The sequence below is a fragment of the Isoptericola sp. F-RaC21 genome, from assembly GCF_038593535.1.
Taxonomy (GTDB): Bacteria; Actinomycetota; Actinomycetes; order Actinomycetales; family Cellulomonadaceae; genus Isoptericola.
The window spans coordinates 599,586-617,767 of sequence record NZ_JBCFYX010000002.1; the positions used below are offsets into that span (position 1 = coordinate 599,586).

General features: G+C 73.4%; 22 protein-coding genes. 14 read left to right on the forward strand and 8 right to left on the reverse strand.

What is annotated here, in order from left to right; translation table 11 throughout:
• Positions 1-25: 25 nt before the first annotated feature.
• On the reverse strand, positions 26-1,603 hold the full coding sequence (rmuC, locus tag AAG589_RS08140) for a DNA recombination protein RmuC (protein WP_430566740.1): 1,578 nt from the start codon (positions 1,601-1,603) through the stop codon (positions 26-28).
• A 130-nt stretch (positions 1,604-1,733) separates the two neighbouring features.
• Between rmuC and AAG589_RS08145 the strand changes: the two genes are divergently transcribed.
• The 7 genes from AAG589_RS08145 to AAG589_RS08175 all read left to right on the forward strand — a co-directional run bounded on the left by AAG589_RS08145 (position 1,734) and on the right by AAG589_RS08175 (position 8,082).
• Positions 1,734-2,558 carry an ABC transporter ATP-binding protein gene (locus AAG589_RS08145; RefSeq protein ID WP_446719690.1) on the forward strand — a complete coding sequence of 275 codons (825 nt, stop codon included), beginning with the start codon at positions 1,734-1,736 and terminating at the stop codon, positions 2,556-2,558.
• Positions 2,528-4,129 (forward strand): hypothetical protein, encoded by a 1,602-nt coding sequence (locus AAG589_RS08150; protein ID WP_430566741.1) that lies wholly within the window; start codon positions 2,528-2,530, stop codon positions 4,127-4,129. The genes AAG589_RS08145 and AAG589_RS08150 overlap by 31 nt, the downstream gene beginning before the upstream one ends.
• Positions 4,130-4,198: 69 nt before the next feature.
• Positions 4,199-5,248, forward strand: a complete 1,050-nt coding sequence (locus AAG589_RS08155; RefSeq protein WP_446719691.1) for a GNAT family N-acetyltransferase — start codon at positions 4,199-4,201, stop codon at positions 5,246-5,248.
• Between the two features lie 34 nt (positions 5,249-5,282).
• Positions 5,283-6,083 (forward strand): DinB family protein, encoded by an 801-nt coding sequence (locus AAG589_RS08160; protein ID WP_430566743.1) that lies wholly within the window; start codon positions 5,283-5,285, stop codon positions 6,081-6,083.
• Between the two features lie 25 nt (positions 6,084-6,108).
• Positions 6,109-7,194 carry a redox-regulated ATPase YchF gene (ychF, locus tag AAG589_RS08165; protein ID WP_430566744.1) on the forward strand — a complete coding sequence of 362 codons (1,086 nt, stop codon included), beginning with the start codon at positions 6,109-6,111 and terminating at the stop codon, positions 7,192-7,194.
• 226 nt (positions 7,195-7,420) lie between these two features.
• Positions 7,421-7,750: a nucleotidyltransferase family protein gene (locus AAG589_RS08170; RefSeq protein WP_430566745.1), complete on the forward strand. Its 330-nt coding sequence runs from the start codon at positions 7,421-7,423 to the stop codon at positions 7,748-7,750.
• Positions 7,747-8,082, forward strand: a complete 336-nt coding sequence (locus AAG589_RS08175; protein ID WP_430566746.1) for a HepT-like ribonuclease domain-containing protein — start codon at positions 7,747-7,749, stop codon at positions 8,080-8,082. Before AAG589_RS08170 ends, AAG589_RS08175 begins: the two co-directional genes overlap by 4 nt.
• A 101-nt stretch (positions 8,083-8,183) precedes the next feature.
• On the opposite strand, the gene AAG589_RS08180 is transcribed toward AAG589_RS08175, so the two are convergent.
• Positions 8,184-8,594: a hypothetical protein gene (locus AAG589_RS08180; RefSeq protein WP_430566747.1), complete on the reverse strand. Its 411-nt coding sequence runs from the start codon at positions 8,592-8,594 to the stop codon at positions 8,184-8,186.
• A 391-nt stretch (positions 8,595-8,985) separates the two neighbouring features.
• Positions 8,986-9,801, reverse strand: a complete 816-nt coding sequence (locus AAG589_RS08185) for a helix-turn-helix domain-containing protein (protein ID WP_430566748.1) — start codon at positions 9,799-9,801, stop codon at positions 8,986-8,988.
• Between the two features lie 138 nt (positions 9,802-9,939).
• Between AAG589_RS08185 and AAG589_RS08190 the strand changes: the two genes are divergently transcribed.
• Positions 9,940-10,671, forward strand: a complete 732-nt coding sequence (locus AAG589_RS08190; RefSeq protein WP_430566749.1) for an SDR family oxidoreductase — start codon at positions 9,940-9,942, stop codon at positions 10,669-10,671.
• A 130-nt stretch (positions 10,672-10,801) separates the two neighbouring features.
• Here the strand turns inward: AAG589_RS08190 and AAG589_RS08195 are convergent, their stop codons facing one another.
• The gene (locus tag AAG589_RS08195) at positions 10,802-11,041 is read right to left on the reverse strand and encodes a hypothetical protein (RefSeq protein ID WP_430566750.1); all 240 of its coding nucleotides are present in this window, start codon (positions 11,039-11,041) and stop codon (positions 10,802-10,804) included.
• Positions 11,042-11,095: 54 nt separating this feature from the next.
• Between AAG589_RS08195 and AAG589_RS08200 the strand changes: the two genes are divergently transcribed.
• Positions 11,096-11,308: a hypothetical protein gene (locus AAG589_RS08200; RefSeq protein WP_430566751.1), complete on the forward strand. Its 213-nt coding sequence runs from the start codon at positions 11,096-11,098 to the stop codon at positions 11,306-11,308.
• A 39-nt stretch (positions 11,309-11,347) separates the two neighbouring features.
• Here AAG589_RS08200 and AAG589_RS08205 read toward each other — a convergent pair whose 3' ends face one another.
• From AAG589_RS08205 to AAG589_RS08220, 4 genes are all read right to left on the reverse strand, one after another.
• Positions 11,348-12,220, reverse strand: a complete 873-nt coding sequence (locus AAG589_RS08205; RefSeq protein ID WP_430566752.1) for an SDR family oxidoreductase — start codon at positions 12,218-12,220, stop codon at positions 11,348-11,350.
• Positions 12,217-12,858, reverse strand: coding sequence for a TetR/AcrR family transcriptional regulator (locus tag AAG589_RS08210; protein WP_430566753.1), 642 nt, complete (start codon positions 12,856-12,858; stop codon positions 12,217-12,219). Before AAG589_RS08210 ends, AAG589_RS08205 begins: the two co-directional genes overlap by 4 nt.
• 45 nt (positions 12,859-12,903) lie before the next feature.
• Complete coding sequence (locus tag AAG589_RS08215; RefSeq protein ID WP_430566754.1) at positions 12,904-14,091, reverse strand: N(5)-(carboxyethyl)ornithine synthase; 1,188 nt, start codon at positions 14,089-14,091, stop codon at positions 12,904-12,906.
• Between the two features lie 79 nt (positions 14,092-14,170).
• Entirely contained in the window at positions 14,171-14,755 is a 585-nt protein-coding gene (locus tag AAG589_RS08220) for an ArsR/SmtB family transcription factor (protein ID WP_430566755.1), read from the reverse strand.
• 58 nt (positions 14,756-14,813) lie between these two features.
• On the opposite strand from AAG589_RS08220, the gene AAG589_RS08225 reads away from it, so the two are divergent.
• The 5 genes from AAG589_RS08225 (at position 14,814) to AAG589_RS08245 (ending at position 18,167) form a co-directional block, all read left to right on the forward strand.
• Positions 14,814-15,401: a dienelactone hydrolase family protein gene (locus AAG589_RS08225; RefSeq protein ID WP_430566756.1), complete on the forward strand. Its 588-nt coding sequence runs from the start codon at positions 14,814-14,816 to the stop codon at positions 15,399-15,401.
• A gap of 485 nt (positions 15,402-15,886) precedes the next feature.
• Positions 15,887-16,306, forward strand: a complete 420-nt coding sequence (locus tag AAG589_RS08230; protein ID WP_430566757.1) for a globin domain-containing protein — start codon at positions 15,887-15,889, stop codon at positions 16,304-16,306.
• A gap of 34 nt (positions 16,307-16,340) precedes the next feature.
• Complete coding sequence (locus tag AAG589_RS08235) at positions 16,341-16,796, forward strand: SRPBCC family protein (RefSeq protein ID WP_430566758.1); 456 nt, start codon at positions 16,341-16,343, stop codon at positions 16,794-16,796.
• 191 nt (positions 16,797-16,987) lie between these two features.
• Positions 16,988-17,749: a phosphatase PAP2 family protein gene (locus AAG589_RS08240; protein WP_430566759.1), complete on the forward strand. Its 762-nt coding sequence runs from the start codon at positions 16,988-16,990 to the stop codon at positions 17,747-17,749.
• Between the two features lie 70 nt (positions 17,750-17,819).
• Positions 17,820-18,167 carry a hypothetical protein gene (locus AAG589_RS08245; RefSeq protein WP_430566760.1) on the forward strand — a complete coding sequence of 116 codons (348 nt, stop codon included), beginning with the start codon at positions 17,820-17,822 and terminating at the stop codon, positions 18,165-18,167.
• Positions 18,168-18,182: the final 15 nt, after the last annotated feature.

Consider the following 18,182-nt stretch of genomic DNA (forward strand, 5'->3'; position numbering starts at 1 on the left):
ACAGGCTCAACCAGCGAAGGAGCGCTCAGCCGGCGGCGGACTCGTCGTTCTCGGCAAGCTCGGAGGCGCGCTCGAGGTCGCGCTGGGCGGCGTCCACGAGCGTCTCGACGGAGTCGTCCCGCTCGCCGTCGGCCGACAGGGTGCCCAGGTCGACGACGAACCCCTCCTCGACGGCCAGCAGCTCGGGCTTCGTCACGGCGCGCGTCGTGTCCTCGACGGCCTTGAGCGGCTCGATCGCCTGGCCGGCGTCCACGACCTTGAGCTCGACCATCCGCCGGGCCTGCGGCAGCACGCGCGTCTCCAGCGACCCGACGAACGCGTTGTAGTGCTTGGTCGCGGAGGTCATCGACTGCCCGAGCTTGGTGATGCTCTTCGTCATCGTGACGATGCGGGCGTACAGCTCCTTGCCGGTCTGCAGCACCTTCTGGGCGTCCTCGGCGATGGCGTCCTGCTGCCACGCGTACGCCACGGTGCGCAGCATCGCGACGAGCGTCATCGGGGTGGCGACGAGCACCCGCTTGCGGATCGCCGTCTCGAGCAGGTCGGGCTGGCGCTCGACGGCCGCGGCCAGGATGGGCTCGGCCGGGACGAACAGCACGACGAACTCGGGCGCGGCGTCGAACTGCGACCAGTAGGCCTTGCCCGCCAGCACGTCCACGTGCTTGGCGAGGTCCTTGGCGTGCGCGTCGAGCTCCTTGTCGCCCTCGGCGGAGCCCTCCGCCTGCTGGGCGCGCAGGTACGCGCTGAGCGGGACCTTGGCGTCGACCACGATGTTCTTGCCGCCCGCCAGGCTCACGACGAGGTCCGGGATCAGCGTCTCGCCCTCGGCCGTGGTGCGGTGCACCTGGGCCTCGAAGTCGACGTGGTCCATCATCCCGGCGGCCTCGACGACGCGCTTGAGCTGCAGCTCGCCCCACACCCCGCGGGTCTGGTTGGAGCGCAGGGCCGAGACGAGGTCGCTGGTGCCGACCCGCAGCTGGGCGTTCATCGTCTCGAGCTGGCGCAGCTGCTCGGTGAGGGCCGTGTGGCCCTGCAGGCGCGCCTGCTCGGCCGTGTCGACGCGGGCGTTCACCTTGTCGAGGGTCTTGCTCATCGGGTCGAGCAGGGCGCGGATCGCCTGCTCCCGCTGGGCGAGCGTCTCGTCGTTCTTCTGCGTGCTGCGGCGCAGCCGCTCGTCCGCGAGGTCCAGGAACTGCTTCTGGTTCGCCGCGAGGACGTCGTTCGCCAGGGTGCGGAACCGCTGCGACGCGGCCTCCTGGTCGCCCTTCGCCTCGGCGAGCTGCCGCTCGAGGTCCTCGCGCACCTGGGTGAGCAGGCGGTCGGCCTGCTGCCGCGCCTCCGTCACGCGGCGGTCGGCCTCCTCGCGGGCCTGCTCGCGCTGCTCGGCCAGCCGGCGGTCGCTCTCCTGCGCCGCCTGCCCGAGGCGGCTGCGCAGCTCCGCGGCGTCGCGACGCAGGACCTCGAGCTCGCCGTGCTCCTGGACCCGCTGCAGCTCGTCGGACCTGCCCGCCTTCGCGGCGCGGGTCGCGTGCCACAGCCAGCCCACCAGCACTCCCACGCCCAGGGCGCCGAGGATGAGGATCACTGCGAGGCTCGTCGTCATGCGCCACACGGTGTCACGGGGCACCGACACGGCGGAGCACCCGGGCGGCGCGTCGCTGACCAGGGCGACCACGGGCGCGACGGCGTCCGACGGCTGTTCGCCGACCTGCCGCGCGCACTACGGTGGGGCCGTGAGCGACCAGACCGGGCCGCCGCCCGCCACCCCCGCCCCCGTCCCGCCGCCCGACCTCGCCGCGGCGCTGAGCCTGCGCGGGCTGTGGAAGCGGTTCGGCCAGAAGATCGCCGTCGCCGGCGTGGACCTCGACGTCCCGACCGGCTCCTTCTTCGGCCTCGTCGGCCCCAACGGCGCGGGCAAGACGACGTCCCTGTCGATGGCGACCGGCCTGCTGCGCCCGGACTTCGGCACCGTGCACGTGCACGGCACCGACCTGTGGGCGCAGCCCGAGCGGGCCAAGGCCGAGCTCGGCGTCCTGCCCGACGGCGTCCGCCTCTTCGACCGGCTGACCGGAGCGCAGCTGCTCACGTACGCGGGCCTGCTGCGCGGGCTGGACCGGGACACCGTCGCGGAGCGCACCGAGGACCTGCTGCAGGCGATGGACCTGGTCGGCGACCGCGACACGTTCGTCGTCGACTACTCCGCGGGCATGACGAAGAAGATCGGCCTGGCGTCGGCGATGATCCACGCGCCGCGCGTGCTCGTGCTGGACGAGCCGTTCGAGGCGGTCGACCCCGTCAGCGCCGCCAACATCCGCGACATCCTGCACGGCTACGTGGACGACGGCGGCACGGTGGTCGTGTCGAGCCACGTGATGGACCTGGTGCAGCGGATGTGCTCGCACGTCGCGATCATCGCCGGCGGGCACGTGCTGGCGGCCGGGACGGTGTCGGACGTGCGGGGTGAGCAGAGCCTCGAGGACCGGTTCGTGGACCTCGTCGGCGGCCGTCGGGAGTCGGAGGGACTGGCGTGGTTGCGCAGCTCGTCCGCCTCAAGCTGACCCTCCTGGCCAACACGTTCCGCCGGAGCGTGTGGCAGACGATCGGCCTGGTGGTCGGGTCCCTGTACGGGCTCGGCGTGCTGGTCCTGGTGGTCGCGGCGGCGATCGTGGGCGGCACCGCCGACCCGGCCCTGACGGGGCACGTGGTCACCGTGGCCGGAGCGCTGGTGGTCCTCGCCTGGTGGGTGGTGCCCGTCTTCGCGTTCGGCGTCGACGCGACCCTCGACCCGCGGCGCTTCGTCACCTTCGCCATCCCGCGGCGCACGCTGCTGGCCGGGCTCGCGCTCGCGGGGCTCGTCTCGATCCCGGCGGCGGTGACGACGCTCGGCGCGCTGGGCGTCTCCCTCGCCTGGTGGCGGCAGCCTGCCGCGCTCCTGGCCGCGCTCGTCGGCGGCGTCCTCGCGACCGCGCTGTGCCTCGTGGGGTCGCGCGCGGCGACGACGGCGCTCGCGCCGCTCCTCGACTCTCGCCGGTACCGCGAGGTGGTGGCGATCGCGGCGGTGGTGCCCCTGGTGCTGGTCGGCCCGGCGTTCGGCTGGCTCGCGGACGGGGTCGAGGTCGCCGCGGGCGGCTCCGACGCGGACGCGCTGGGCGCCGCGGTCGCGACGCTGGCCCAGGTGGTCGGCTGGACGCCGCTGGGCGCGCCGTGGGCGCTCGCGTCGGCGGTGCACGACGGCGCGTGGGCGCTGCTCGTGGCCCGGCTCGCGATCAGCCTGGGCACGCTCGCGCTCGCCTGGGTGGTCTGGGACCGTGCGCTGGCCCGCGAGCTGGTCACGCCGCACGGCGGCGGCTCGTCGTCCGCGGCGGCGAAGGGCCTGGGCTGGTTCGGCCGGCTGCCGGCCACGCCGCTCGGGGCCGTGGCCGCTCGGACCGCGACCTACTGGGTGCGCGACCCCCGGTACGCGGCGTCGATCGCGATGGTGCCGCTGCTGCCGCTGGTGCTGCTCGCCGTGGGGATGACGAACGGCGCGGGCGGCGGGCTCCTGCTGGTCATGGCCCCGCTCGCGGCGTGGCTGCTCGGCTTCGGCATCTCGAACGACGTCGGCTATGACAACACGGCGTTCGCGCTGCACGTCGCGACCGGCACGCCCGGGCGCGTGGACCGGTGGGGGCGCGTGCTCCCGGTGCTGGCCGGCGGGGCGCCGCTGTGCGTGGCGTTCGCCCTCGTCGGGTGCGCCGTCGCCGGGCGGTGGGACGCGCTGCCCGCGCTGCTGGGCCTCACCGCCGGCACGCTGGGGGCGTCGCTGGGGATCTCGAGCGCGGTCTCCGCGCGGCTGGTCTATCCGGTGCCGAAGCCGGGGGAGAGCCCGTTCAAGTCCCCGCAGGGCGCCACGATGGCGACGATGGTCGCCCAGATGGCGACCATGGGGATCACCCTGGCCGTGAGCCTGCCCACCCTCGCGCTCGCGCTGACGGCGATCCTGCTGCCGCAGGCGGCGCTCGGCTGGGCGGCGCTCGGCGTCGGGCTGGTCACGGGTGTGCTCGTGCTGCTCCTGGGCGTGCGGTGGGGCGCCCGGACCTACGACCGGCGGCTGCCGGAGCTGCTGCAACAGGTCATGGCCTTCGGCTGACGCCCGCGCGGGGGCGCGTCGGCCTTCGTGACGGGGTGGTCATGGGCCTCCCAAGGACGCTTTGCGACAATGGGGCGCGTGACCTCCGCGAACCCCGAGCACCTGCCCCTGCCTGACGGCTGGACGGCGTCCACCCCCGACCTGTCCGACCTGCCGCGCCTCGGCGAGCTGCGGGGGGCGGCGGCCGCGCCGTTCACCGGGTCGTCGGTCGTGAACCAGGAGGCCCTGGCCGCCGAGGTGGCGGGCCCGGTGTCGTGGACGCGCCGGCAGCTCGTGGCGCGCGACCCCGACGGCGTCGTGCGCGCCTGGGCGTGGGCGCACGACCGCGCCGCGGGGCGCGTCGTCGTGGGCGTCGACGTCGACCGCGGGGCGCCGGCCGCGGACGAGCTGGCGGCCGCGGGGTACGCGTGGGCGGCGCGGCAGGGCCGGGAGCTCGCGGCCCAGCGCGGGGTGAGCCGCACCCAGCTCGACGCGGGCGCGTTCGCGGGCGACGCCACCCAGCAGGCCTGGCTCGCGGCGGCGGGGTACGTGAAGGCCCGCTCGTGGCTGCAGATGTCCCGGCCGGTCGTGGCGGAGGAGGCCCTGCGCGGCGTCCTGCCCGACCCGCGTCCCGGCGTGACGGTGCGGCGGGTCGCGACGCACGAGGACGGCCTGCCCGTCGCCGAGGACCTGCAGACCGTGCACCGCGTGCTCGAGAGCGCGTTCGAGGACCACTTCAACTCCTACCGCGAGAGCTTCGGTGAGTTCCTGGTGCGTCTGCGCTCCGACCCCGGCCACCGGTGGGACCACTGGTGGCTGGCGTTCGTCACCGACCCCGAGCACCCGGACGCGGCCCCCGAGCCGATGGGCGCGCTCGTCGGCGCCGTCCTGCCCTCGGGCCCGTCCGGCAAGGAGGGCAGCTACATCGAGTACCTGGGCGCCGACCGCCGGGCACGCGGGCGCGGCGTCGCGACGGCGCTGCTGTTCGCCGTCGTGCGCGACGCCGCGGCGCGGGGGCGGGACCGCGTGGGGCTCGAGGTCGACGCCGACAGCCCGACGGGCGCCGCGTCGCTCTACGAGAGCTGGGGCTGGCGCACCCGCTACGTCACCGAGTCGTGGCACCAGGACGTCGACGTCTGACGGTCGTGTCGGGGGCGCGCCCTACGGTCGACGGATGACAAGGGCTGAGGCACGGTTCGGGCCCGACGACGAGCTCCGGGGAGCACGGTTCGTCGAGGCCGACATGACGGGCGCCACGTTCCGCCTGGTGCAGCTCGACGGCGTGCGCGTGGAGCAGAGCTTCCTGCCCGGGGCGGTGATGCGCGGCGTCGACCTCACCGGCGCCGACATCGACGGCGAGATCACCGGTCTGCGGGTCAACGGGGTGGAGGTCGCGCCGCTCGTCGAAGCGGAGCTGGACCGTCGGTACCCGGGGCGCGCGCAGGCACGGTCGGCGGACCTCGCCGAGCAGCGCGCGTCGCTGGACGCGGCGCTGCGCGCCTGGGACGCGCACCTCGCGCGGGCCGCCGCCCTGGCGCCGGGCGCCGTCCACGAGTCCGTCGACGGCGAGTGGTCCACGGCGCAGACGCTGCGGCACCTGGTGTTCGCCATCGACGGCTGGATCCGGTACGGGCTGCGGGGGATCGACGACCCGTTCTGGTACGCCGGGCTGCCCTTCACGGAGTACGAGCCGGGGGTGGCCGCCCTCGGCGTGGACCTCGCCGCGACGCCGTCGCTGGAGGAGACCCTCGCGGCCCACGCGGACCGCATCGCCGAGGTGTACGCGACCTACGACGACCTCGAGGGAACCGACGTCGAGGCCGACGCCCCGCGGCTCCCGCCGTGGGCGCCGGAGGGGTTCACCCGCGCGGTGCACCAGAGCCTCGGCGTCGTCGCCCGCGAGCACTGGGCGCACCTCCAGTTTGTCGAGCGGGACCTGACGACGCTCGAGGAGCGTGCCCGGGCGGCCCGCTGATCCTCGCCACGTAGACTCTCCCGACGTGGCACTCACCATCGGCATCGTCGGCCTGCCCAACGTCGGCAAGTCCACGCTCTTCAACGCCCTGACCCGCAACCAGGTGCTCGCGGCGAACTACCCGTTCGCGACGATCGAGCCCAACGTCGGCGTGGTCCCGCTCCCGGACCCGCGCCTGGACACGCTGGCGGAGATCTTCTCCTCCGAGCGCACGCTGCCGGCGACGGTGTCGTTCGTCGACATCGCGGGCATCGTCAAGGGCGCGTCCGAGGGTGAGGGGCTGGGCAACAAGTTCCTCGCGAACATCCGCGAGGCGGACGCGATCTGCCAGGTCACGCGCGTGTTCGACGACGGCGACGTGGTCCGCGTCGAGGGCTCGGTGGACGCCGAGGGCGACATCGAGACCATCTCCACCGAGCTGATCCTCGCCGACCTCCAGACGCTGGAGAAGGCGCTGCCGCGGATGGAGAAGGAGGTCAAGATCAAGAAGGGCGACGCCGCCCTCTTCGAGGCCGCCACGACCGCGCAGAAGATCCTCGAGTCCGGCACGACGCTCTTCCAGGGCGCGAAGGGCGCGGGCCTCGACCTCGCCGACGTCGCGTCGCTGCAGCTGCTCACGGCCAAGCCGTTCATCTACGTCTTCAACACCGACGAGGCCGGTCTTGCGGACACGGGGATGCAGCAGCGCCTGCGCGACCTCGTCGCCCCCGCGGACGCCGTCTTCCTCGACGCGAAGTTCGAGTCCGAGCTCGTCGAGCTCGAGCCGGAGGACGCCAAGGAGATGCTCGCCGACTCCGGCCAGGAGGAGGCGGGCCTCGACCAGCTCGCCCGCGTCGGCTTCCACACCCTCGGCCTGCAGACGTACCTCACGGCCGGCCCCAAGGAGTCCCGCGCCTGGACGATCCGCAAGGGCTGGACCGCCCCGCAGGCCGCCGGCGTCATCCACACCGACTTCGAGCGCGGCTTCATCAAGGCCGAGGTCATCTCGTTCGACGACCTCGTCGAGGCCGGCTCCGTCCAGGCCGCCCGATCCGCCGGCAAGGCGCGCGTCGAGGGCAAGGACTACGTCATGCAGGACGGCGACGTCGTCGAGTTCCGGTTCAACGTCTGATCACGGGAGGCCTTGTGGATGGCCGACGCACCAGACGATGTCTTGCATTCTGTGCGACGCCGGCTGCAATGATCACCTTTCGTCACGACGGCGATGCTCGTCGCGCTCTCGACGAACTGACTGCCGACGGTGCGTCTGTGTCGCGCGCTGTTCGCGATGCTCTCGTCGAGGCGGCCGTGCGAGAAGCAGCCGTGCTTGTCCGCACCGTCGCCGGTATCCTGCATGCATGCCTGAGAACGCCATGACGCCTGAGACGCTCGCCCTGCGCGAGCTCCTGGAGGCGCACGGTGATGAGTTCCAGGTGCTCCTGGACCGGTACGGCGCGAGCAGACCCAAGCTTTTCGGCTCCGTCGCGCGCGGGACCGCTCGCGCCGGGTCGGATATCGACATTCTCGTCGAGATGGACCCGGCCGATGGGAACCTGCTCATGCGCGCCTCTGGGCTCATGGAAGAGACCAGGGCGCTCTTCGGTCGCGAGGACATCGACGTGTTCCCCGTGCAGCTGCTCAAGCGCCCGATCTCGGCGTCGGCCCTCGCAGATGCGGTCGCGCTTTGAGCCGTGACACGGACCAGCGGATCGCCGACATCCTAGAGGCCATCGCTCGCTGCCGACGGTATGTCGGTGCTCTTGACGACGACGGGGGACTCGTCGACATGGCCGAGGATGCCATCGAGCGGAATCTCCAGATCATCGGCGAAGCGGCGAACCATCTGCCCGCGGAGGTCACCGACTCCCACCCGGAGATCGCCTGGCCGCAGATCCGCGGTTTTCGCAACGTCCTCGTCCACCAGTACTTCGGAGTCGAGGTCGACGTAGTCCGTGAGGTCGTAGGGACCTACCTGCCGCCGCTGGCTGTGGCACTCCGTAGCCACATCACCGTCGACTGATCTCGCCTCGACCGGGTCGTCGGCGTACTCGCCGCTCCCGACTGAACTTCGCTTCTCCGCTCGACGCCCAGGCCGTCGGTGACGGCCTGGGCGGAGTCGGTCTACGCCGTGCGCCGGTAGTCGATGGTCAGCAGCATCTCGTCGCCGACATCGCGCAGCACGGCCTCGTCGACAGCTGCGATGCCGATGCCCAGGGTGCGGGCCGGTGTGCTGGTCACGTAGTCCGGACTCCATGCACGCAGGACGGCGATGCGGCTGAGGTGGGGAGCGTGGTCGGGCAGGTCACGGAGCCACCCGAGCCAGTCCTCGGCCGTCGCCTCGTCCTCGTGCTGCTCTTCGGCACCTCGGCCGATCAGGGAGTCGCAGTCGCACATCCGCCGGTGCAGGGTGAACACCTTCGACGTCGGCCGGATGTGACGGGACATGATCGCGACCCCGTGGACCGTCGGGGCGGCGCCGATCCGCTCGGCGGTGAACTGCTGGAATCCAACCGTGAAGGCGGCGGCGTTCACCGCCCAGAGGTTGATCGAGCACATGGGGTCACTCTGCCAGGGCGTGATGACACGGCGGGTTCGCGTCCTCGGCACGCAGAGCGTCGCGCGCGCCGAGAAGCGCGGCGACGACCGCTTCGGGCGAGTCTTCCATGATGATGTGGGTTGGGGAGGACCTGGTCCCGCAGTTCGTGAACACGGTCGACGATCCGGGGAAGACGCGTTCGGAAGACGGAGTGCCGGACTGGGCGACCCTGGTGCGGTGGGCCGAGGAGGCAGGGGCTCTGACGGCCGCGGAGACGGCGTCGCTCCAGCCACCGGAACACGAGCGTCGCCGCGGCCGTGTTCGTCGCCGCCTGCGCGACGTACGTGCGGCGTCGAAGGTGATCTCCCACCCGGTCACGTCATCCCGTCACCGCCCCGGCGCGGCGGCCGCGGACCCCAGGAGCGCGAGCCTCTGGGCGGAGTCGTCGTCGGCCGCGTAGTACACGACGAGGGTCAGGCCGTCGACGGGCAGCTTGTCGCGGTGCAGCGTGAGGTCGCCGACCGTCGGGTGACGCACCTCGGCGGTGCCGCCGGACAGCTCGCGCACGTCGTGGCGCGCCCACAGCTCACGGAACCGCGCGGAGGCGAGCGACAGCTCGCCGACGAGCTCGCGGATGCGCGGGTCGTCCTCCTGCCCGCGGACCGATCCGCGGAACGCGGCGACGAAGCCCCGAACCTGGCGCTCCCAGTCCGCGTGGAAGTCGCGCTCGGCCGGGTCGAGCAGCAGCGACCTCAGCCGGTTCTCACCCGGGCTGAGGCGCGGCGACAGCGCGCGGGCGAGGTCGTTCGACGCGAGCACGTCGTACGCCCGTCCCTCGACGAACGCCGGCACGCCGATCGAGGACAGCAGCATGCGCAGCCGCTGCGGCACGCGTTCTGCTCGGCGGGGCGCGCGGCGCGACGCCGTGGGCTGCGCGAGCTCCCGCAGGTACCGCGTCTCGACGTCGTCGAGCTGCAGCACGCGAGCGAGCGCCGAGACCACCTGCTCCGACGGGTGCGTGTCGCGGCCGCGCTCGAGCCGCAGGTAGTAGTCGGCGCTGATCCCGGCGAGCATGGCGAGCTCCTCGCGCCGCAGGCCCGGCACGCGGCGGCGGCCGTCCGCGGGGATCCCCGCCTGCTCCGGCGTGACGAGGTCGCGCCGCGCCCGCAGGTAGTCGCCGAGGCGGTTGTCGTCGGCACCCATGCCTTCACGGTACGGCGGGGGAGGGCGCGGAGGGGGTGCCCTGCGACTCCCCTGGATCCGCTCGGCACTCCCTCCGCGCCGGCTCCGGTCCCACGCTGGTTCCCGGCCCCGAAGGCCGGGGTACGGAAGGGATGCACCATGAACATCGACGGACGCACCGCGTTCATCGTCGGCGGCACCGCCGGCATCGGCGCCGCGCTCGCGGACAGGCTGCGCGACGCCGGCAGCACCGTCGTCGTCGGCGGCCGCAGCGCCGACGGACCGGGCCAGACCCGCATCGACGTCTCCGACCCGAGGTCGATCGTCCGGGCCCGCGACGAGGTCCTCGCCGCGCACCCCGACCTCGACCTCGTCGTGACGATGGCCGGCGTCATGCCGATCGAGGATCTGCGCGACCCCGCGCACTCGCCCGTGGCGGAGCGGGCTGTCGCCGTCAACCTGCTCGGCACCGTCCGGGTGATCGACGCGTTCACCCCGCACCTCCTCGAACGGGGATCGGGCGACATCGTCACGGTCTCGTCGGGCATCGGCTTCATGCCGTTCCCCGCGATGCCGACCTACGGCGCGACGAAGGCCGGCGTGCACGCCTACACCGAGGCGCTCCGCGCACAGCTCGCCGGGACGGGCATCGGGGTCACCGAGCTCGTCCCGCCGGCCGTCGCGAACGCCGGGCAGGAGAAGATCAACCCCGCCGCGCTCCCGATGGGCGCGTTCCTCGACGAGGTCATCGGGCTCCTCACGCAGGAGCCGACGCCGAACGAGGTCGTCGTCGAGGCCGCACAGCACCTGCGCTGGGCCGAACGCGACGGGAGCTACGCCGAGCAGCTCGAGCGCCGCTCCGCCACGTCAGCCGCGCTGCTCGGCCGCTGACCCGCACGCCCGCCGGCGTGAGCGGGCCGGGGATGGTGCCGACGAACCCAGCGGGAACCGGGGCCCGGCTTCGTCCTGACGGAGCGCGGTCGTCGCCGCACAGCGGAGCAGGTGCTCCGGGAGTGGCCCCCTAGCGTGGGTCCCACAGGTCCGCGCGACGCCGCCGCAGGTGTGCCTGCACCCCGACGATCGTCTGCGGATCGAAGAGCCCGGGGTCCTCGGCCAGGCGTTCGGCACCTGCGACGACGCCGTCCTCGTCGAGCTCTCGTCCGCGACCCGTGCGCACGGGGCCGGGAGCGTCGTCGAGCTGAGCCTCGATGTGGCCGAGGGACCCGCCGGCGCCGTCGTGAGCGATCCCGTCCTGCGGCACGTGAGCTCCTCGCTACCCGCGTACGCCCGGTGCCACCTTGCGTGGCTGAGGGCGGTGACCGAGAGCTGGGAGACCCACCTCGCCCCCTGGCCGGACCCGCAGGCGGCTCGCGAGGGCGTCGCCGCGCGCTTCGCGGCGACGGTGGACGACCTCGACGCGGCGTCGCCGTTCTGGGACGACCTGGCGTTCCAGATCGAGGAGCTGGGGGTGCCGACGTCGGCGACCTACGAGCAGCTGGTCGGTCGCGAGGGCCTGCCTCTGGCCTGAGCGCCGCGCGCGTCCGTCACGACGATGTCGCCCGGCGTCTCACCGGCTGAGGGTGGCGTAGTAGTCGCGCAGGGTGTGCGTGCCGTGCGGTTCGCCGACGGAGTCCGTCTGCATGCCCTCCAGGAAGAAGCGCGTCAGCGACCCCGCTCGCGGACTGACCCGGTCGGACGCCCAGACGGCCGCCGACGCCGCGCGCCGAGGGACGGAGACGTACCGCGGCGTCTTGCCGAGCGCGTCGAAGGCGATCCGCACGACGTCCCGGTACGTGAGCACCTCGGGGCCGCCGACGTCCCACGACCCCGGCCCGTCGGCGAGCCGGGAGACGCAGAACTCCGCGAGGTCGGCGCCGTGGATGGGGGAGAGGCGGACGTCGCCGTCGCCCAGCCCGAACGCCATGCCCCGTCGCGCGAGGTCGTAGATCTCGGTGAGGTCCGAGAAGTAGCCGGAGGGGTTGACGATCTGGGGCGCGACGTGCGACCTCGCCAGGGCCTCCATGAAGGCGTGCTTGGCCCGGCTCACCCCCGACGTGCCGGACGCGGCGTTCATGACGCCGACGTAGAGGAACGAGTCCACGCCCACCTGTTCCGCCAGCTCGAGGTAGCGGAGGTTCTGGCGGAAGTCGACGTCCCAGGGGTCCGCCTTCTGCCGGGTCACGCCGAGGGCGGAGACCACGCGGTCCACGCCCGCCATGACGTCCGCGCCGAGGTCCGCCGCGCCCTTCGGGGCGACCACCCACTCGTCCACGAGCGCGCCGAGTCCCGGAGCGCCGTGGGCCCCGGGCGCCGCCGCACGACCCCGGTCGCGGACGACGGCGCGGACGACGTAGCCGTCGCCGTGCAGGCGCTCGGCGAGGTGCCTGCCGACGTAGCCGGTCGCTCCGACGAGGAGGGCGCGCTCGGGGGAGTCGTTCATGGTGTGCCCTTTCGGTGAGGGTGGGTGGACGCGTGCGGGTCGGGGGGCGCGACAGCGTCGGTGAGGTCGCGGAAGGCGGTGAGAGCCTCGGTCAGCGGGGCGTTCTCGTCGAGCCCTCGGTGCAGGAGCAGGCCGTCGATCAGTGCGGCGACCAGCGCGGCGAACCCGAGGCGCCGGTCCTCCGGCCAGTCGGGCCTGCGCGCGCCGAACCAGTCGGCGATGGCGGCGCGCGCCCCGGCGAGGCTGTCGCGGAACGCGGCTCCCAGCTCGGGGTCCTGGCCCGCCCCGGCGACCAGCTGGACCGCCAGGCGGACGAGCCGGTCGTCCGCGGCCAGCCGCTCAATACCGGTGCGGATCGCGTCGAGCCCCTCGTCGAGGTCGGACGAACGGAGGAACAGGTCGACGAGCGGTCCGACGGCGGCCTCGCTCGCCCGCTGGGCGACCGCGGTCCGCAGGCCGGGCAGGCCCCCGAAGTGGTAGTGGATGAGCCCGGCGTTGGTCTCGCTGCGCGCGGCCACGGCGCGCGTGGTGACAGCGGCCCAGCCACCCTCGGCGAGGAGCGAGAGCCCGGCGTCGACGAGGCGCGCGCGCGTCTGCTGGCCTCGAGGCGATCTTGCTCGGGCGACTAAATTAGGCACTTGGCTAAGTTAGCAGACGCCCGGCGTCGACCGCCGCGCCGGTGTCTAGGCGATCAGCGCGTGAGGGTAGGCCGGCCCGCGCCCCTGGAAGCTCAGGATGCTCGGGTTGACGACCTCGCCGTCGCGGATCTCGATCGCGCGGGACACGGTGAGGCTCGCGTCCCACGCCGCCGGGCCCTCCATGACCGTGCGCAGGAACGGCAGGACCGCCTCGCTGATCTCCCACGTGGCCGAGTTCCACAGGTACGACGGGCTGTGGTCGACGGCGTAGTAGTTCACCCCGCGGCCCACCGTGAACATCGGCTCGTCGAACGTGGTCGGCTTCGCCCACTCGAAGCCCATCCCCGCGTCGCACGACACGTCGACGATCAGGCTGCCCGGCGCGAACCCGGCGAGGTCGTCGGCCCGCAGGTAGGTCAGCGGCGCGGCGACGTCCTGCAGCGTGCAGTTGACGACGATGTCGTGCGACGCCAGGAACTCCGGCAGCAGCACGTCGCCGTCGTCGGTGGGGACGGTGCTGAGGTGGGTGGGGCCGTCGTCGGTGTGCAGCTGGGTGATGTGGGCCGTGTGGATCGGTGAGCCGACGGCCGCGGCGCCGCGCTGCGTGAGGACCTGGATGTCGTGGATCCCGTGTGCCTTGAGCGCCGTGACGGCGCCCCGCGCGGTCGCGCCGAAGCCGATGACCACCGCGCTGCGCCGCGGCCCGTAGTCGCCGGTGGAGCCGACGAGGCTCATGGCGTGCAGCACCGAGCAGTAACCGGCGAGCTCGTTGTTCTTGTGGAACACGTGGAGGCTGAAGTCGCCCCGGCGGGTCCAGTGGTTCATCGACTCGAAGGCGATGAGCGTGAGTCGACGGTCGATCGCCGTCTGCGTCATCGCGGCGTCCTGCACGCAGTGCGGCCACCCCCACAGGACGCGGCCGGCGGGGATCGCGGCGACGTCCGCCGCCTGCGGCTTGGGCAGGAGCAGGACGTCCGCGGACGCGATCACGTCGGACCGTTCCGCGACCCTGCCGACGCGCGACTCGACGTACCCGGGCGCCAGCTGGAAGTCGGCGCCATAGCCTCGCTCGACGATCATCCGGGCGCGCACGTCCGCGTCGACCCGGTCCAGGTGGTGAGGGTGGAGCGGCAGCCGTCGCTCGTTCTCCATCGAGGAGCCGGCGAGCAGCCCGAGGGTGAGCAGGCCCGTCGTGGTGGGGACGGCAGGTGTGGGTGAGGTGGCGCCGGGCATCCGGACTCCCATCATCGGGGAACCGGGGTCAGCTCCTGATTCGACTGTACGCTGCGCCGGGCCGGCGACGGACGACGGGTCAGCGGACGTCCTCCGACGGCGGGAGGCGCGGGTAGTCCGCCACCGGGTAGACGCCAACGGCGAACCCGTGCACGACGTCGCCACGGCGGGGGAGGGCGTCGAACTCCTCCACGAGGGCCGCCATGCGCTCCCAGAACTCCCGCTTCTGCGCCTCGTCGATCCGCGCGTGCCGCAGGAAGCCCCACAGCTCTCCGTCGAGGAACGCGGGCCGGGACTCGCGGGCCGCCACCTCGAAGTCGTTGAAGTCCAGCGGCCTGCCGCCGTCGTCGGCCCCGTCGGCAGAGCCTTCGAGGGAGACGTGGAACAGCCGCGCGGTGCGCCCGTAGAAGGCCTCCTCGACGGCGCGGACCCGGCGCGTCCTGACGACGCGCAGGAGGCCGGCGTCGGCGAGCACCTTGACGTGGTGGGCGACCGTGCTCTTGGGGCGACCCACCGCGCCGGCGAGCTCGGTGACGCTCGCCGCACGCTCGTGGAGCAGGCCGAGGATCGTGGTGCGGAGCGGGTTGCCCAGGGCGCGGACCTGGTCGGGACTGGTCAGCGCGATCCGGTCCGCGAGCTCGTAGTCGGGGGTCTTGCCGTCCATGGTCGACGATACTAACGTTCTGGAACGTTCGAAGTTTCTGGTTCATTGTGGAGACGTCATGGCCGAGATCATCCTGTTCCACCATTCCCAGGGCCTGACGCCGGGGATCCGGGCCTTCGCCGACGAGCTCGCCGCGTCGGGGCACGTCGTGCACGTGCCCGACCTGTTCGACGGCCGGACCTTCGACGACGTCGAGACCGGTGTCGCCCACGCCCAGGAGCTCGGGTTCGACACGGTGCTGGCCCGGGGCGCCGCCGCCGCGGACGACCTCCCCGCGGATCTCGTCTACGCGGGCTTCTCGATGGGCGTCATGCCGGCGCAGAGGCTCGCCCAGACGCGGCCGGGCGCCGTCGGCGCGCTCTTCCTCGATGCGTGCCTCCCCGTCGAGGAGTTCGGCGCCTGGCCGGAGGGGCTGCCGGTCCAGATCCACGGCGGCCTGGACGACGAGTGGTTCGCGGAGGACCTGGAGTCCGCTCGTGCGCTGGCGGACTCGACCCCGACGGCGGAGCTCTTCCTCTACTCGGGCACGGCGCACCTGTTCGCCGACTCCTCGCTCTCTGGCCACGACGCGCAGGCCGCCGGCCTCGTCCTGCAGCGCGCCCTGGCGTTCCTCGGCGCGCTCGGCCGAGAGGCGGATCGGGCGTGATGAGCGGGTGTGATCGTCATGCCGCGACCGTGGCGAAGCCCCGACCGCCGTCGCCACCGAGGTCGGGCCGGGTCGCCACCTGGTGCGACCACAGCCACCCCGCGCGACGATCAAGGTCGATGCGTAGCTCGCACTCCACCACCGAAGGAGAGACGTCGTGAGCGGCCCAGAGAAATCCCCTCCCACCGAACCGGCGAGCCCCGGCAATCCCGCCCGTCCGGGCGCACGTCGCTCCGACGATCCCCTCGAGGAGCCCAAGAGTCCCGGCCCGCCGGCTCATGAAGAGACGTCGACGCCGTCGCCCGACTCGCTCGAGGAGCCCAAGAGCCCCGGCCCGCCTGCTCATGAAGAGACGTCGACGCCGTCGCCCGATCCCCTCGACGAGCCCAAGAGCCCCGGCCCGCCGCCGGGCTCGATCCCCGGAGACCCGGACTAGAGGTACTCGGCCCGAGGCCTGCGCGTGAAATCGTTCGATACTGGACGGCATGACCCTCTACGACGACGTCGGGGGCTTCGACGTCCTGCTCGCGGTGTGCCGCCGGTGGAACGCGCTGTGCCTGGCGGACCCTGTCGCGGCGCACCCGTTCTCGCACGGCACACTGCACCCGCAGCACGACGAACGCCTCGCCGCCTACCTGACGGAGGCGCTCGGCGGCCCGCGGCTGTACACGGGCGGCTACGGGGACGAGACGAAGGTGCAGCGGATGCACGCAGGCAACGGGGAGCACGCGGACCTCGACGAGGCGTGCGTCCGGCTCTTCCGTCAGGCGCTGGACGACGTCGGCGTGCCCGCGGCGGCGGGCGCGCGCGTCGGTGACTACTTCGAGCGGCGGACCGTCGCCATGCGCGCCTACGGCGGCAGCCGCGACGGCGTGCCCCCCGGGCTGCCCCTCCCACGCGTGTGACGGCGACCGGGCGCGCCGGGCCTACGATCGCCCGGTGCCGACGATCGTGCTGACCACCGAGATCCCGGCGTCCGCCCAGGCGTGCTTCGACGCCAGCCTGTCGGTGGACGCGCACACGGCGTCGATGCGCCGGTCGGGGGAGCGAGCGGTGGCGGGTGTGACGTCGGGCGTCATGGGCCCGGGTGACACGGTGACGTGGCGCGCGCGACACTTCGGCGTCCCGTTCCGCATGACGTCACGCATCAGCGCCCACGACACGCCGCACCGTTTCGTCGACGAGCAGGTGGCCGGCCCGTTCCGCCGCTGGTGGCACGAGCACCGGTTCGAGGAGGTGCCCGGCGGCACCCGGATGACGGACACGGTCGAGTACACGTCGCCCGCGGGGGTGCTGGGTCGGCTGGTGGACCGGGTCGTGCTCACCGGGTACCTGACCCGGCTGCTGCGCACCCGCAACCGGTGGCTCACCGAGGCGCTCGCACCGCGCGACTGACCGCGACGCGCCCGGTGTCGGGAACGTGCGGGACGCCACACCCGTGCGCCGGGTGACCACCCCTACCGGGTATCGGTGCAGGTCAACCGGCTGGGGCGGCGCCCCTGAGGCGTGGGCCGGTCCCGCCGAGACGATCGTTCGGGGTGGACGCGACAGGCGATGCCCAGGTGGGCTGCTTACGCTGGTCCGCGATGTTGCTCCAGGCTCCCACCGCGCCCGCGCGCGCCCTCGACGGCTCGCGCCCGCGCACCCGGGCGGGGCGCGGCGGCCGGCCCGACGAACAGCTCGCGCGCCTCACGTCGGCGCCGGCGCTCCTGGCGGGACTGGTCGTCGTGACGCTGCTGGCGGCGGGTCCGCTGCAGGGGATGGACGAGGCCGCGCACGGGCACTGGGCGCAGAAGCTCACCCCCGGCCTGCAGCCCTTCATCCAGCACGTGCTCGACCCGATCGCCGGCCAGGCGGTCTGCCTGCCCGTCCTCCTGGCCGTGGCGGCCACCCTGTCGTGGCGGCACCGCACGTGGCGCCCGCTGTGGTGCGCGGCCATGGCCGAGCTCGCGTTCTACGGGGGAGTGGGCCTGCTCAAGGTGGTGCTGGCGCGGCCGGCGCCCACCACCGACGACGCCGACCTGTTCGGCGGCGGCCTGCGCCAGCTCGGCTGGAGCGGCATCAGCTTCCCGTCGGGGCACGCCGCCGAGGCGGTGCTGATCTACGGCACGGCGGTCTACCTCGTCGGGCGCTGGACCAACGCGTCCGCGCGCACGATGACGATCCTGCGGCTCGGCGTCGGGCTCGTCTCGCTCAACGCGGTGGCCGTCTCCTACTACCTCGGCTGGCACTGGATCAGCGACCTGGTGGGCGGGCTCCTCGTCGGCGGCCTGCTGCTGCGCCTCCTGGTCGAGGCGGACCGCCGCGGCTGGCGGTTCCGCCGCGCCGTCGTCGCCCGGCACCTCTGACCCCGAGCACTCAGCGCCCCCGCTGCCCGCCGCCTTGCGCGCCGCAGACCTCGCTGGGAACCTCGGCGAGATGACGATCCCACCCTCCGTGCCCCCGACGCGTGGCCGCCACGTCGCCGCGTTCGTCGGTGGCCTCCTCGTGGGCAACAGCGCCCCGCACCTGGCGTCGGCCGCGACGGGGCGGGAGCACCTCACCCCGCTGGCGGGCCGCGAGTCGTCCCCGCTGGTCAACCTGGCGTGGGGTGCGGCCAACCTCGCCGGCGGGCTCGCGCTCCTGCGGGCGGCGGCAGGCCCGGGCCGGCGCTGGGACCGGCGGCTCGTGGCGTTCGAGGCGGGCGTCGTGACGTTCGCGGTCTGGATGGCCGCGAGCGAGGGTCTGACGGGGCTGAACTCAGCGCCGCCGAGCCCACGTCCCTGAGCTCGTGTCTCGACC

Excerpts from the sequence above, each read along its gene's own strand:
- rmuC (WP_430566740.1), bottom strand. The coding sequence starts at position 1,603 with ATGACGACGAGCCTCGCAGTGATCCTCATCCTCGGCGCCCTGGGCGTG.
- AAG589_RS08155 (WP_446719691.1), top strand. The coding sequence starts at position 4,199 with ATGGGGCGCGTGACCTCCGCGAACCCCGAGCACCTGCCCCTGCCTGAC.
- AAG589_RS08160 (WP_430566743.1), top strand. The coding sequence starts at position 5,283 with ATGACAAGGGCTGAGGCACGGTTCGGGCCCGACGACGAGCTCCGGGGA.
- AAG589_RS08170 (WP_430566745.1), top strand. The coding sequence starts at position 7,421 with ATGCCTGAGAACGCCATGACGCCTGAGACGCTCGCCCTGCGCGAGCTC.
- AAG589_RS08185 (WP_430566748.1), bottom strand. The coding sequence starts at position 9,801 with ATGGGTGCCGACGACAACCGCCTCGGCGACTACCTGCGGGCGCGGCGC.
- AAG589_RS08190 (WP_430566749.1), top strand. The coding sequence starts at position 9,940 with ATGAACATCGACGGACGCACCGCGTTCATCGTCGGCGGCACCGCCGGC.
- AAG589_RS08205 (WP_430566752.1), bottom strand. The coding sequence starts at position 12,220 with ATGAACGACTCCCCCGAGCGCGCCCTCCTCGTCGGAGCGACCGGCTAC.
- AAG589_RS08215 (WP_430566754.1), bottom strand. The coding sequence starts at position 14,091 with ATGCCCGGCGCCACCTCACCCACACCTGCCGTCCCCACCACGACGGGC.
- AAG589_RS08220 (WP_430566755.1), bottom strand. The coding sequence starts at position 14,755 with ATGGACGGCAAGACCCCCGACTACGAGCTCGCGGACCGGATCGCGCTG.
- AAG589_RS08225 (WP_430566756.1), top strand. The coding sequence starts at position 14,814 with ATGGCCGAGATCATCCTGTTCCACCATTCCCAGGGCCTGACGCCGGGG.
- AAG589_RS08230 (WP_430566757.1), top strand. The coding sequence starts at position 15,887 with ATGACCCTCTACGACGACGTCGGGGGCTTCGACGTCCTGCTCGCGGTG.
- AAG589_RS08240 (WP_430566759.1), top strand. The coding sequence starts at position 16,988 with ATGTTGCTCCAGGCTCCCACCGCGCCCGCGCGCGCCCTCGACGGCTCG.
- AAG589_RS08245 (WP_430566760.1), top strand. The coding sequence starts at position 17,820 with ATGACGATCCCACCCTCCGTGCCCCCGACGCGTGGCCGCCACGTCGCC.